Source organism: Ignavibacteriales bacterium (genome assembly GCA_026390575.1).
Lineage (GTDB): Bacteria > Bacteroidota > Ignavibacteria > UBA10030 > UBA10030 > Fen-1298.
In genome coordinates this window covers 17149-32448 of the sequence record JAPLFR010000006.1, presented here as the reverse complement: position 1 = coordinate 32448, position 15300 = coordinate 17149, and the positions used below count along the sequence as shown (strand labels likewise).

The window sequence follows — 15300 nt, the reverse complement described above, 5'->3', positions numbered from 1 at the left end:
AGATTTTTAATAATATGCGTTCGCTTTCTCTTAATATGACACGGAAACTAAGCAAAGAAATGAACATTCCCGCGGAATCTTTAAGTAGCGTAAATGCAGCGTAATAGATCATAGAATGATTTAACAAAGTCTCAATCTAATATACCGGAAATCGAGGCTTTTTTTATTGACCCCTTCATTCATCCGTTTTGCCCTGTTGACTCAAACAGAAAAAACCCATAGTATTAAGTAAACTCTACCGGTTGTTCACCACACACAAACACCATCTTTCAAATGTGGGGTATCAATTCAATAAAATAAATGAATTGCAAAATCCAATAGACAAATCGGTAGTGGCTATTTTGGATTCCCCTTCCAACGTGTCTAGACTAACGGGAATCTAACTTTTAAATAATTAACTATGTGAAAATAGCCCACTATGTACTATTCACAAACAAATATTGAATCCGAACAAGTAAATTGTTTATAATTTTAAAATTATAGGTTATAGAATTTTGAAATTGTTTTTGAAAGGAGTAGTTATGAAACGATATAAAATCAGTGAACGAAAGGGCTTTTCCCTAACAGAGCTTATGGTAGTTCTGGTTATTATCGGTGTGTTGGTGTTGTTGGCACTGCCTAAATTGCTTCCACTCGTTACAAAAGCAAAAACCACAGAAGCTAAATTAATGCTTAAGCAAGTGTACACATTGGAACAAAGCTATAAGTTTGAGCATGATCATTACGCTCAACTATTACCAGAGATCGGGTTTGAGCAGACCAAGTTAATTGCTGAAGGTGGACAAGCACGATACAAAATTGAAGTGCTCACAGCAGATGAAAAGGGATTTACAGCACAAGCAACATCTGTTGTGGATTTTAATAATAACGGAATATTGAATGTTTGGGTCGTGGATGAGACAGGAACGATTATAGAAAAAGTACCAGATTGATGGACGGTAATCAGCAGTCAACCACAAGAAATCAGTCATTCGTTGTTAATAGTCCGCAGTCTATTTTCCGTTCCTCCAGTAATAAATCACAAATCTCAAATCACATTTTACATCAGCACTTATATATTCTTCATGGGTATTTCACAAAACTAAATTTAGAATTGATCCTGAACATTGTACGTAAAAAATAAAAATGTAATAATAAGAAATTAATTTTTTCTTTTATTTACTGAGATACGTGTTGCCTCATAAATAAAGGTAACCGAAAACTACGAAGAAGGAGGTTCTTTTGCAGCATATCGTGGAAGGTGTTCGGCTTGCACAAGGAGAGCTTCGATTTTCTTAAAGACCAGTTGTTGCAGCAAAAAGGGATTCAAAGAAGAATAAATATTTAGAAGATATTTTTTGTTTTACGAGAGAGCACAGAGGAAATGAGAAGACGTTGGAAAGGAGTTTGAGGGTGATCGTAGACTTTGACAATATGAGAACCTCGACGTTCTTTGCGGATGAGCTTAGTAGAAGGGATAAAAAAGTTCATCAGGAGCCTCCATTGTGAGCGCTAAAAGTTCATTGAGTTGATCGGCTCAGCAGGGTTTCGCCAATCGTTGATAGCCGAGGTATTGTCTGACGAGTGTCCAGTTCTTTTCTTCTATGTGCGCGTTATCGTTTTTGTGATAGGGCCGCGAGCGAGTAAATTGCACAGGGCGTTTACGGTTGGTGAAGTATTTGAGAATGGACCAATTAAGAAATTCGGAACCGTTATCGCAATCAAAGCCAAGCAGTGGGAAAGGCAACGAGTGTCGATGTCTTGGAGAGCCAGTAAGACACGACGTTTCCCTTTGCCCCAGACGGCACGTTGCTCACGCCAGGAAGCAGCTAAATCGATGCAATTGACTGTAAAGACGAACATTCCTTCGGTGGAAGTACCACAATGAGCAACGGTATCAGCTTCGAGGAAGCCAGGACGAGTGACATCCCATTGATCAGTGTTGATGGGAATGTGTTGTTTGAGCAGCGAGCCAGGCTTAGTAGTACAGAGCCCTTGTTTGCGTGCAGAGTTGCGAAGAGCAACCATCAAGCGGTCGATGGTTGCTGGTGAGATACTCAGAAGTAAGGCATGTTGTTTTATGCTCAGCGTCGTACGATATTGAAGAGCGTAGAATGGGAGCCACAGTGGAAGTGCAGCTTTGAGTCGCTTGGAACATGGCAGGTTCAAAGCTATCCAAATGCGTCTCAGCACGATTAAGAGAGTCGGATCAGCATATTTCTTGGGTCGCCCACGGTGTTGTTTTTGAAGTCGCTGTGGTCTCGTTCGTCTGCCATTGAGGAGTTGGATTGCGTATTTGCGATTGTATTCACAAACAGCACAGAACTCATCGAGAATTTTGCGCTTCTGCTTCTTGGTGACTCGATGAGAGCGTTCTAGAATCGCTTGAAGATATTCGTGTTTTCCGTTGATGCCCATAAAATAGGATCCTCCAATTTGGGTTACCTATATTATGAGTCAACGACTCCCATGCATTGCTGCTAAAGTTACATCCTTTTTGAGTCAATGCGTAGCAAACTACAGCGTGAAAATGAATAGAAAAAGGCATAAAATGAGCAGAGAGTGCTCAATCCGACCAGCAGGCAGTTTATGTAACTTAAAGTTGAATGGTTCCTGAATTGTTTCCTTGTAAGAATTCATGTAACTTCTGGCAAGAGTTACGAGTTCAAGAGGGAGCGGGTGTATACCAGACCGTGCTTTTGCTACATCTGCAATGTACGACCCACTCATATGACTTACCATTGAACCCGCAATCTTTATAGCTTATGGCGCGTAATATGCGATGAACATTGTTCCCGTAGCGCCGTTTTTTAGGTTTGTGATTGTGTCTTCTGTTATATCTTTTCAGAGAAGACTTCAATCGCAGACCAAAGTATATGGGAAGGAGCATTGAGACAATGAAGTCCCCGACCGCTACACTATCTATCATCAAAAAACGGTACTTCATTGTTCTCGTTGGCTCGATAAGGATGCTACTCATGTCCGGTGGGAAGAATTGGATAAGAAATGAACTGTGGAACCATCTATCATTTCAAACTTGTTACAAATGCGAACATACGGTTGCAGCCGTGAGAGGTGGTCATTGGTTGAAGAAAAGCCGACGTTATCGATGTCGGCAACACTAACCTTGCGAAGGTTTCTCTATAAAGAATTCTCTTTATGAAATATTCTGAACATATCGTACATCGAACCGGATATATATTCATATTCATTGCCGGGATTGTTACAGCGGGTCTGGGGCTTCTCGTCCTGTTTGGATGGGCTTTCCAATCTCCTTCTTTGACCAGCTTTGGTGTAAATCTTATACCGATGGCGCCAAGCACAGCGTTATTTTTTGTGCTGATGGGAATTGCGCTCTCTCTTCGCAGTCGCATGCCTCAAAACCGCAGGATGTACTATGTGGGCATATTGATCGGTGTGCTCGTTGCCGTCTTAGGAATGATCTTCTTCTTCTCATCTCTCGCGGGAATATTTTCACGTATCGAGTACCTTGGTTTTACTATCACTGACTCTCTTAATGGTATTTCTCTTGGACACATGTCTCCGGCAACAGCAATCTGCTTTGTGTTGTGCGCTTTGGCATTCTTACTGACACTTTCGCAATCACGTGAACGCTCAAAACGAGTATGGATTGCTTTGGTATTAGCTTCTCTAGTCATCTTAACTTTTTTACTTTTTCTGATTGCATATCTCCTTGTATCACCCTTGATGTATGGTGCAGGTGTTATTCCCCCGTCATTGCCTACCTCTCTTGCTTTTCTCATTCTCTCGATTGGCCTGTTTGTGAATGCCGGACTTCACGTCTGGTCTTATGACGGAATAAAAAATGCAGCAACTGCACGAGTGTCCTATGTTCTTTTATTGATTTTCGTTCTTCTTGCAGCGGGTATTGTCACCGGCAGTTATTTTGCTTATCGCAACTATGAGAAGAACTATCGCACTGAAGTAGAACAACAGCTGTCTGCTATTTCGGATTTAAAGGTCAATCAATTGGTTCAGTGGCGAAAAGAACGACTGGGGGATGGAAAGATCTTTTACAAGAACGATTTGTTTTCTGCAGTCGTGAAACGGTACTTCCAAAATCACAATGACCGCGATGCGAAGAAGGGAATTCTGACATGGGCAGGACAATTACAGAACGCTTATAGTTACGATCTCATGATGCTGCTGGATTCACAATTGAATACGGTACTCGTGTTCCCGGAGAATAAGGAACGAGCGAGTTTAGTCATTGGCCAAGAAAATATTGAAATACTTCAGTCAGGGAATATTGCCTTTCAGGATTTTTATCGGAACGATCAAGATCAACACATCTATCTAAAGGTTCTTGTTCCGATTCTGGAAGATCGTTCCACAAAACGGTTGATCGCTGTTCTGGCGCTCCGGATTAGTCCCGAGGAATATCTCTATCCGCTTATTAAGGAATGGCCTACCTTAAGCCGGACAGCTGAGACTATACTCATCCGCAAGGATGGGAACGATGTGCTGTTTCTCAATGATCTTAGATTTCGCAAGGATGCAGCTTTGAATCTGCGAATTCCATTAGAAAATAAAAATGTTCTCGCAGTAAAAGCATCTTTAGGTAGTGAAGGAATTGTAGAAGGTATAGACTATCGTGGAGCACAGGTTATTGGCTATGTGCGAGCAGTTCCGGAATCTCCTTGGTTTTTGGTAGCTCGTATGGATATGGAGGAGGTGTATGCGCCTCTGAAAGAAAGATTGTGGCTGACAATCATTCTTGTAGGCGCCTTATTTGTCGGCGCAGGTACCAGTATGGGTTTTATTTGGCGGCAACAACGTACTCGTTTCTACCAGGAGCAGTATAAATCTGCGGAAGCATTGCGGAATTCGGAAACACGTTATCGCCGGCTCTTTGAGGCGGCAAGAGATGGCATTCTCATCCTTGATGCTAAGACGGGAATGATTGTTGATGCAAATCCATTTTTAATCGAGATGCTGGGTTACACACATGAACAATTTCTTGGGAAGAAACTCTGGGAAGTGGGGTTCCTCAAAGATACAGCAGCGAACGAGAAGAATTTTTTAGAATTACAACAGAAGGAATATATCCGTTACGAAGATATGCCGTTGGAAACAAAAGATGGCCGGATTTTCCATGTGGAGTTTGTCAGCAATGTTTATCTCGTCGACCACTATAAAGTCATTCAGTGCAATATTAGAGATATCACTGACAGGAGGCTGGCGGAAGAAGCGCTGCGGGAAAGTGAGGAAAAATTCCGAGTCATATTTGAAAACAGCTCATCTGCATTGGCGATCATCGAGAGAGATACAACGATATCAATGGTCAACAAGGAATATTGCAGAATGAGTGGTTACGAGGAGAAGGAAGTTCTCGGGATGAGCTGGACGAAGCAAATTACTCCGGAAGATCTCGAGAGACTGAAAGAATATAACCGACGAAGATTGATTGATCCCAAAAGCGTTCCTGATCATTACGAGTTTTCGTTTTATCGTAAAAATGGCGAGGTCAGAAATTCCCTCATGTCTGTTGCTGTGATTCCAACAAACCAAAAAATCATCTGTTCATTCACTGACATTACCGAACGTAAATGGGCAGAAGAGGCGCTCAGGGAAACCCGTGATTATCTTGACAATCTTTTTAGATATGCAAATGCCCCGATCATTACCTGGAGTTCTGATTTTATTATAACCCGCTTCAATGAGGCGTTCGAGCGAATCACTGGCAGGAATGCAAATGATGTCATTGGGGAAAATATCGAATTACTGTTTCCAGAGGAGACGAAGAGACAATCGCTGGAATATATCCATAAAACCGTTTCTGGCGAAAAATGGGAAACCGTTGAGATTGCAATAAAGCATGTTGATGGGACAATAAGGACACTGCTCTGGAACTCCGCCAATATTTACAGCGCGGACGGTACGATGCTCATCTCCACAATTGCTCAAGGGCATGACATTACCGAGCGCAAACGAGCTGAGGAAGAACTGAGTAAATTGTCCGTCGCTGTTGAACAAAGCCCTGCTTCGATAGTTATTACTGACACAACGGGTGCAATTGAGTATGTCAATCCCAAATTCGTTGAAATTACTGGATATTCACTCGCAGAAGCTATCGGCAAAAATCCGCGTATTCTCAAATCTGGTGAAAAACCGGCGGAGGAATATAATCAACTCTGGGATATGATTACTTCCGGTAGTGTGTGGCGAGGAGAGTTTCACAACAAAAAGAAAAATGGCGAACTGTACTGGGAATCTGCTATTATTTCTCCTATTATTGATGTACATAGGGTCATCACTCATTTCCTTGCGGTCAAAGAGGATATCACAGAACGCAAACAGGCTGAAGCAGAACGTGAAAAACTTATCAGGGAACTTAAGGCAGCGTTAAATGATGTCAAGACATTAAGTGGCTTACTGCCGATCTGTTCGTCCTGTAAAAAGATTAGAGATGATAATGGATATTGGCAACAAGTAGAGGGGTATATTCAAAAGCATAGCGATGCTAAATTTACACATGGCATCTGTCCAGATTGTGCAAAGAAACTCTATGGAGATCTCTACGAAAAAACGATTAACAAAAATAGGTGAAAATACATGTAAGTGATCAGTAGTGTCAGGAATTATATTCTGATAGGTACAAAGCAAACTTAAATAAAAGTAAGAACAAACAAGAGGTTTTAATGAAAAACACAACTGCGAATTCTCATGTAATGCAAGCCGCAGAAATGTTGAAAAGGCAACGCTAGCTTGATGTTATCGTCAGGATTCTTGATATTGATGAAAGCATTTGTGAGCTGTTCCACCGCATGGTGGAAAGCTTGCAGTAACAAAAATTACTCTCAATAATAAATAAATTTTTACAGAGCATTCACAATGAGTGTCATTGATTCGATTGACGATATTCTGATTGTTGAGGATACGGCAACAACCCTCAACGTGCTCATGGATGTTTTGAGCGATGCCGGTTACAAAGTACGTCCCGCAAGCGACGGCAAATCAGCTCTCCGCAGCATTCAAGCCAAATCGCCAGCCCTCATTATTTTGGATATTATGATGCCGGATGTAGATGGGTACGAAGTGTGCCGGATCCTCAAAGCAGATGAAAAGACCAATTCCATTCCCATCATCTTCATCAGTGCGTTAGGAGATGAAGATAAAAAGTTGAAGGGTTTCCAAGTCGGCGGCGTGGACTATATTACTAAACCATTTTATTCAGAGGAAGTGATCGCGAGAGTAAAAGCCCATCTCAACTTGCGGCGTATGCAATTTGATCTGGAAGAGTCAAACGCAACGCTTGTGGCGGAGATTAAAGAACGCAAGCGGATGGAAGAGAAATTGCGTGAAAGCGAGGAAAAATTTCGTGTTATATTTGAAAACAACTCATCCGCTATAGCGATCGTTGAACCGGACACTACTATCACCATGGTAAACGGTGCCTTTTGTCAAATGATCGGCTTTACAAAAGAAGAAGCTGTTGGAATGAGGTGGGCACAACAAGTGCCGCCGGAAGATCTTGATCGTCTAAGAGAATTTAACCGTCAACTGCTTGCCAATCCTCTGGATGCTCCTGATAAATATGAAATTACATTCTATCGTAAAAATGGTGATCTAAGGCAAGCATGGATGTCGGTTGCCATGATTCAAAGCAGTCGAAAAATTATATCGTCATTTATTGATGTCACTGAACGCAAACAAGCTGAGTCGGAACGCGAAAAACTTATCGTTGAACTCCAACAAGCGATTGCCGAAGTAAAGACATTAAGTGGACTGTTACCGATCTGCGCATCTTGCAAGAAAATTCGTGATGATAAGGGATATTGGAATTCTCTCGAAGCATATTTGATGAAACACTCCAGCGCGCAGTTTACACATGGCATTTGTCCTGAGTGCATGGCTAAACTCTATCCTAACTTCATGCATACAAAACCAACCGAATAAAATGAAACTTGATAAGTATTGGAAGTACCGGTAAAATCTCTCCGAATGTAGTACAGCCATGACTTCGCCAAATCCTTTGAACCTGATATCACATTGAGAGTCGAGAGGTTGATATGAAAACGCCACTGCGAGTTCTGATTGTCGAGGACTCCGAAATCGATGCCGAACTTGTTCTCCGTCAGTTGAAGAAAGCGGGATACTCGGTTCACCACGAACGGGTTGAAACTGCAAAAGACATGAAAGGTGCATTGGAAAATCAAAAGTGGGATCTTGTGATTTCAGATTACACGCTGTCCCGTTTTAATGCGCCTGCCGCTCTTGCACTCCTGCAAAAAACCAAACTTGATATTCCGTTCATCGTTGTATCTGGCACTATTGGCGAAGAAGATGCGGTGGAACTCATGAAAGCCGGAGCGCACGACTATCTGATGAAGGACAAACTTGCACGTCTTGTGCCGGTTGTGAGGCGTGAATTTGCCGAAGTACAAATGCGGCAGGAACACAAAAAAGTTGAGGAAGAAAGTCTATTATTGGTACAAGCTGTTAAATCGACAAGGGATTGTATATCTATTACTGATCTGGAAAATAAAATTCTATTTGTCAATGATTCCTTCCTTGCTACTTATGGATATTCTGAAGCTGAGTTGCTTGGGAAAAATATATCAATTATTCGTTCGCCAATAGTCTCTTCTGAAGAGAGTGATGCCGTCCAATCAGGAACAATGAGAGTTGGTTGGCATGGAGAAATTCGCAATAGGCGCAAGAACGGCGATGAGTTCATGGTTGAATTATGGACATCTATTGTCATGAACAATTTCGGTCGTCCTATTGCAATGGTAGGTGTCGCACGCGACATTACAGAGCGCAAGCGGACGGAAGAGGCGATAGAGAAGAGCGAGGAGAAATTCAGGCAGATGTTTGATGATGCTCCGCTTGGGTATCATGAAATTGATATTAAAGGAAAAATCAAGAATATAAATCGCATGGAATTGGAGATGCTCGGCTATACCTTGGAAGAAATGCGGGATGCTCCAGTCTGGAAGTTCAATTCTGATAGGGAAGAATCAAAAAAGAGGATACTATCCAAGTTAGCAGGGACAATGCCTTGTGATAAGCAAGTAGAACGAACCTACACGCGAAAAAATGGAACAACAATTCCGGTCTTGCTTGATGATGGTCTCCTGAAAGATGAAAAAGGAAATATAACAGGAATACGAACAATCATTCAAGACATCACCGAGCGCAACCGGGCAGAGGAAGAGCTCAAAAAGTCGAAAGAACGATTCGAACTCATATTCAAATTTGCGCCCGATGCTTATTATCTGAGCGATCTGAAAGGAAATTTTATCGACGGCAATAATGCCGCGGAGATAATTACAGGTTATAATAAGGAAGAACTCATCGGGGGTAGCTTCCTAGACCTCAACCTGCTTTCCTTGGATCAATTTCCGAAAGCCGCAGCACTTTTAGTTAAAAACGTCATGGGGAAACCGACCGGTCCCGATGAATTTATTTTGAAGAGAAAAGCTGGAGATAAAATCCCCGTCGAAATCACAACGTATCCTATAGAATTGGAAAAAGGAACCGTGGTTTTGGGAATCGCCAGAGACCTCACCGAGCGCAAGCGGGCAGAGGAAGCGCTCCGGAAATCTGAAGAAACGCTGTCGCGAATCACAAATTCGATTGAAGATGTAATTTATAGTGTCAATGGCCAGACACAGGAGTTCACTTATCTCAGCCCTGCTTTTGAGAAATTGCTTGGCTATACAATTGCTGATGTTCGCCAGATGGGAGGGCGTCGAGCGTTTCTTTCAAAGGTGATCGAGGGAGGGCAATTTGCAGAACAAGATGTGGAGTTTGAAAAACTGCGCTCAAATATAAAATCGGAGGCGCCGATATGGGAAGCATGGTGGCGCTGTAAAGATGGTTCATTAGTATGCCTTGAGGATCGTTCAATACCAACATATGACGGGGAACGCTTATTAAATACGGATGGTGTTTTAAGAAACATTACCGACCGTAAGCATGCTGAGAAAGCGATAAACGAATCGCAAGCGCTTTATCATTCGCTCGTTGAGCAACTTCCCGCCGGAGTTTTCCGCAAAGACAGTGAAGGGCGCTACGTCTTCGTCAATTCATATTTTTGCCAACTCAAAGGATTAAATGCGGATGAAATTTTAGGTAAGACGCCCCATGAATTATCAGTATACGAATCAGCGATAGAAAATTCTCGAACTCCAGAAATGATTGGCACGCAACGCACATTGGCAGAGCAAGATTCTGACCACCATAAATTAATTATGAGCACCGGCAAACCTATCGAACTGGAAGAAATATATCCCCAATCAGACGGTATGACACAATATTTTCAAGTCGTAAAATTGCCGGTCTTTGCCTCAGATGGAAAAATAATAGGCAGCCAGGGAATCCATTTTGATATCACCGAACGTAAACTGGCGGAAGAAGCGAGGCACATTAGCGAGAAGTTATTTCGGGATTTGTTCAATGCTTCACCTGACGCCATTGTATTAATCGATCCCAATAATCCAGGTATATCATGGCCAATCGTGGATTGCAATGAAGCGGCTTGTCAAATGAACGGGTATACGCGCGAGGAACTGGTCGGCCATTCCATCGATATACTCAATCCGACGGAGGGAACACGAGAAGAGCGCATCGCCTATATTAAAAACCTTCGGATAAAGGGTACTATCCACGTGGAAATTTTCCACCGTCATAAGGATGGACACATCTTTCCCATCGAGGTTTCAACAACAATTATCACTTTGGGTGGGCGTGAGATGGTGCTTGGTATTGATCGTGATATAACTGAGCGCAAGCGAGCAGAGAAAGCGTTGCGACAATCTGAAGAGAATTATCGTTCGATTTTTGACAATGCAGCCGAAGGCATTTTCCAAAGTACCCCCGAAGGAAAGTTCCTTAAGGCAAATCTTACTATGGCGCGCATTCTCGGTTTCTCCTCGCCCGAGGAGTTAATTCGCGAGCGCACTGACATCGCCCGACAAAGCTATGTGCACCCTGAGCAGCGGGAGGAATTTAAGCGGCTGATGGAACAACAAAACAAAGTATCCGGAATCGAATATGAGGTTCCACGCAAGGATGGCAGTCTTGTATGGGTCTCCGAAACGGCACAAACCGTTCGGGACGCTGCAGGCCGCATAGTGCGTTACGAGGGAATATTCATAGATATCACCGAACGTAAAAAAGCAGAAATTGAACTGAAAGAAAGTGAAGAACGCTATAGGCGCCTCGTAGAATTTTCTCCAGATGCTATTGCAGTGCATAGCGAGGGAAAAATTGTATATGTGAATCCTGCCGCTATTACACTCCTTGGTGCAAACAACGCTTCGGAGTTGATCGGTAAGCCGTTCTTGGATATCATCCATCCGGATTATCGGGACTCTGTCCATCAGCAGATCATCGCGGTCATAAAGGAAGAATATGCAATCCCACCGATAGAGCAAAAATTCATGCGGTTGGATGGATCTTGCATCGAGGTCGAAGTCGCTGCATTACCGATAGTCTATAAAGAAAAATCTGCCATGCAGATTGTTGTTCGTGACATTTCTGAACAAAAAAAGCTGCAGAACCAGCTTATGCAAACACAGAAGATACAGAGCATCGGTACACTTGCAGGCGGTATTGCGCACGACTTTAATAATATACTCGGTATCATTTTGGCATACTCTTCTCTTCTCGACAAGAACAAACTGAGTCCGGATAAATTCGCTAACAGTATTGCCGCTATCAATCAAGCGGTACAGCGGGGAGCTGCGCTTGTCCGCCAGATTCTAACGTTTGCACGGAAAACTGATGTCGTATTTGAACCGATGGATATTTCTGTATTGATACATGAGCTTCTCTCAATGTTGGAGCAGACCTTTCCTAAAACTATTACGTTCTCAGAGAGCATCGAAAATGATCTTCCGTTTATCTTTGCTGATCGTACACAGGTCCATCAAACGTTATTGAATCTCTGCATCAATGCGCGGGATGCTATGCCAAACGGTGGATCAATCTCTCTTGTGGCTGAGAAACGAACCAAAGAACAGATGAACCAGCAATTCCCCGATGCCGAGGCGGAAGCGTACGTTTGTTTGACTGTAACCGATACGGGCAAAGGAATGGACGAGGCAACGTGCCTTCGCGTATTTGATCCGTTTTTTACAACAAAGGAAAAAGGAAAAGGAACTGGTCTCGGTCTGTCCGTTGTATACGGTGTTATACAAGTTCATCATGGCTTCATAGATCTCAAGAGTGAACCGGGCTGCGGTACAACCTTCTGGCTCTTTTTCCCTATCCCAGCGATCAACAAACAAACGGCCGATTCTCAGCTGCCGACCGAATCATTTGAAATCGGAGGAACAGAAACAATTTTGTTTGTTGAAGATGAAGAAATGCTAATCCAAATGGTGACTTTCTTACTCGAATCCAAAGGGTACAAGGTGCTCTGTGCACGTGACGGCCTTGAGGCAGTTCAAGTATATCAATCTCATAAACAAGAGATTGCACTTGTTCTTACCGATATGGGACTTCCGGTGATGACGGGAACTGATGAGTTCAAGAAAATAAGAGAGATAAATCCAAATAGTAAAGTAATCTTTGCCAGCGGTTATTTTGAACCAGATTTAAAATCGGAACTCTTAAAAGACGGGGCCAACGGTTTCATCCAAAAGCCGTATGAGCCGAATGATATTTTACGGATCGTTCGACAAGCATTGGATCAGAAAGTGTGAGTGGAAACAGGGTGTACCGAAGCGAGATAGGTGATTCAATGTTTGCAAATTATCAAATAGGAAAGTGTATTGTTGAATAATTGATATGGCAGAGGAGATAACGAAGAAGCGAGAGTGCTTAATGGAGGGAAGGGGCACTGCAATTGGAAAAAGCTTTTCAACTATTAATCATCATCATTTTTTTCTGCACTGAGATATTGGATGTCAATGCACAGTCTGTCCAGGATTTTCTCATCAGCGGAGAAAATAACCCGTCAACATTCCGACAACAAAATGTCCGTTTATTTCCCTTTATATCCGGCCACTTCCTCGCGGCCTGGGAAGATAACCGCGATGGAAATGGGGGGTGGTATGCACAGGAATTTGATACTGTGGGGCGATTGATAGGTAAGAATAATCCCATTCCTTCCAATAACATCATTCAATGTATATCAGATGGTTCATTTCTTGTTCTATCAGAAAAAATGGGTTCTTATTTCGATCAGCAAACGCTCAATGTTTATGGTAATTATTTTGGAACTTCACATCAGTTGATGCAGACCAATCTTCTAGGATCGGCAGTGCTTCCCTGGTGTGGAACAGGATACCTTGGCATTGATTACGATTGTAAGAGTACTTCAAAGAATTATCTTTTCCTCTTTCGCAATGACGGGCATCTTAGTCTCTCTAAATATCAAGCCGAGGGGGCGGAAGTCTTTCGTCTTTCAGATTCTCTTTCTTATGGTCGTATTGCATCTGCAAGTGCACTCGCTGTCAACGCGCAGGACGATTATGCAATACTATCGTGTCGTATAGATCGAAACACCATGAAAAACTCTGGTGTCTATGGAACCTTCTTTAATGATCGAGATTCGGTTCTTGCATTAGATCAGCCTCTCGGATTTCCTTTCGATTCATCAGAAACTATTTATTCCTCTCGACAGCAACATGTTTTGAAGACAGTCATGTTGCCAGATACTGCTTATCTTATTTTCTTCGTTCATGCTGATTCCGGATTGGTATATTTTAACAAGTTTAATCAAAGCGGTGTACGTTTGTCTAATTTTCGATCTTTCCCGATTCCGAGGACCAATGCGCAAATTCCCAACGTGACGAATATTTCTATTTCTCAAATCGTAAATAACAATTTCAGTCTTCTCATTTCTAATTCTGAATGGAGGGGCAATGTATCTGTGACGTTGCATGGGCTCTATTCTTTTAATATCGATGGAAACATTCAAGAATTTACAGAAATTGATTCCATGCAGCACTTTGCAAACAGCGACAATTTTGTTAAAATATCTGATAGTACATATTATTTTGGAATGAATGATGGGAAAGACGTATATCTCACACGGAATCGGAATCTTTCAGTGCTGGATAGCCTCAAACTTAATGATGATGAGATTGGCAGCAACGAAGATAATTCTATTGTGCTTCCAGCAGGACAAAATCAATTCTGTATTCTATGGGAAGATGGCATCAAAACCTCCGGACAAATAATTACGTTCGATGGTGAGAAAAATGGTTTTCCTCTTGTCATAGGAGGCAATGGAATTGAATTCTTTTCAGATGGATCGTCGCTCAGTTGCTGGAGACATCTTTCTCCGGCAGGAGAAGATACAATAGGATACACAATTCTTGGAATAAATGGTGAAATGGTACGCCAGGGTCTTGTTGTGGCAGGAAAGCCAATTACAGCTGCTTCGATGATATCAAAGATATTAACTGACAGTTCATTCGTTCTGGTCTTACAAGAGAATTCCAGCAACGCAAAAATGCTTCTCTTTACGAAAAGTGGTTCTTTGATACAAGAGAACAGTATCATTTCGCAAGAAAATATCTATTCGCTTCAAATATCCATCAATGATAAACAATCGTTCTGGATGCACTACGGGTCGAAAGTACGTTTGTATTCAAACCAATTAAATCCATTGACGGATGAAAAAACACTCAATTCACGCATTCATCTTCAGGCCAATGTTTTTCTCTCACTATGGCCTGAGTGGGACAATATCTTATATTTTCCGACGTATTATGGAACAATCTTATCAGCTGACGGAGATACACTTCAGAAGAAAATATATTTAATGACAAACCCCGATGGATATACGATTGGTAAACTGACGGAAGGTAGATTTCTTCTTATTACGGGGAAAAACAATTCCTACTATGCACGGGCATTCACGAAAGATGGAGTAAGGGAAAAGGATTCTATCTGTATTCATAGGGCGACTCCGGGGAGTAAAAAAAATCCATCATTTGCTCTGAATGGAAATAAGATATGTTTCGCTTGGAGTGAGGTACGCAATCCTTCACTGGGCTATAGCATCTATGGTAGCGTGATGGATCTTTCAACATTAGTTGATGTGAAAACGACTCCTGCGACTATTCCGATATACAGCCAACTGTATCAAAATTATCCGAATCCATTCAATCCGGTTACGAATATTCAATTCACGATTGCCGGTTCAGAATTGACAATTTTAAAAGTGTACGATGTATTAGGCCGTGAAATAGCGATGTTCATCAATGAAGTGAAACACCCTGGAACGTATTCGGTTCAATGGGATGCAACCAGTCAACCAAGCGGTGTGTATTTTTATAAACTTCAAGACGGGAAAAATATTCAAACGAAAAAAATGGTTTTAATAAAATAGATAGC

The 15300-nt window shown here is 42.1% G+C and carries 6 protein-coding genes; 5 read left to right on the top strand and 1 reads right to left on the bottom strand.

Annotated elements, in window-relative coordinates; all coding sequences use genetic code 11:
• Positions 1-521 precede the first annotated feature (521 nt).
• Positions 522-932, top strand: a complete 411-nt coding sequence (locus NTX44_03915) for a prepilin-type N-terminal cleavage/methylation domain-containing protein (GenBank protein MCX6120745.1) — start codon at positions 522-524, stop codon at positions 930-932.
• Between the two features lie 649 nt (positions 933-1581).
• On the opposite strand, the gene NTX44_03910 is transcribed toward NTX44_03915, so the two are convergent.
• Positions 1582-2397: a hypothetical protein gene (locus NTX44_03910; protein ID MCX6120744.1), complete on the bottom strand. Its 816-nt coding sequence runs from the start codon at positions 2395-2397 to the stop codon at positions 1582-1584.
• Positions 2398-3138: 741 nt separating this feature from the next.
• Here NTX44_03910 and NTX44_03905 point away from each other — a divergent pair.
• The 4 genes from NTX44_03905 to NTX44_03890 all read left to right on the top strand — a co-directional run bounded on the left by NTX44_03905 (position 3139) and on the right by NTX44_03890 (position 15295).
• The gene (locus NTX44_03905; protein ID MCX6120743.1) at positions 3139-6549 is read left to right on the top strand and encodes a PAS domain S-box protein; all 3411 of its coding nucleotides are present in this window, start codon (positions 3139-3141) and stop codon (positions 6547-6549) included.
• Positions 6550-6834: 285 nt separating this feature from the next.
• Positions 6835-7899 (top strand): response regulator, encoded by a 1065-nt coding sequence (locus NTX44_03900; protein ID MCX6120742.1) that lies wholly within the window; start codon positions 6835-6837, stop codon positions 7897-7899.
• Positions 7900-8012: 113 nt separating this feature from the next.
• Complete coding sequence (locus NTX44_03895; protein ID MCX6120741.1) at positions 8013-12656, top strand: PAS domain S-box protein; 4644 nt, start codon at positions 8013-8015, stop codon at positions 12654-12656.
• 143 nt (positions 12657-12799) lie between these two features.
• The gene (locus NTX44_03890) at positions 12800-15295 is read left to right on the top strand and encodes a T9SS type A sorting domain-containing protein (GenBank protein ID MCX6120740.1); all 2496 of its coding nucleotides are present in this window, start codon (positions 12800-12802) and stop codon (positions 15293-15295) included.
• The last annotated feature ends 5 nt before the right edge of the window (positions 15296-15300 follow it).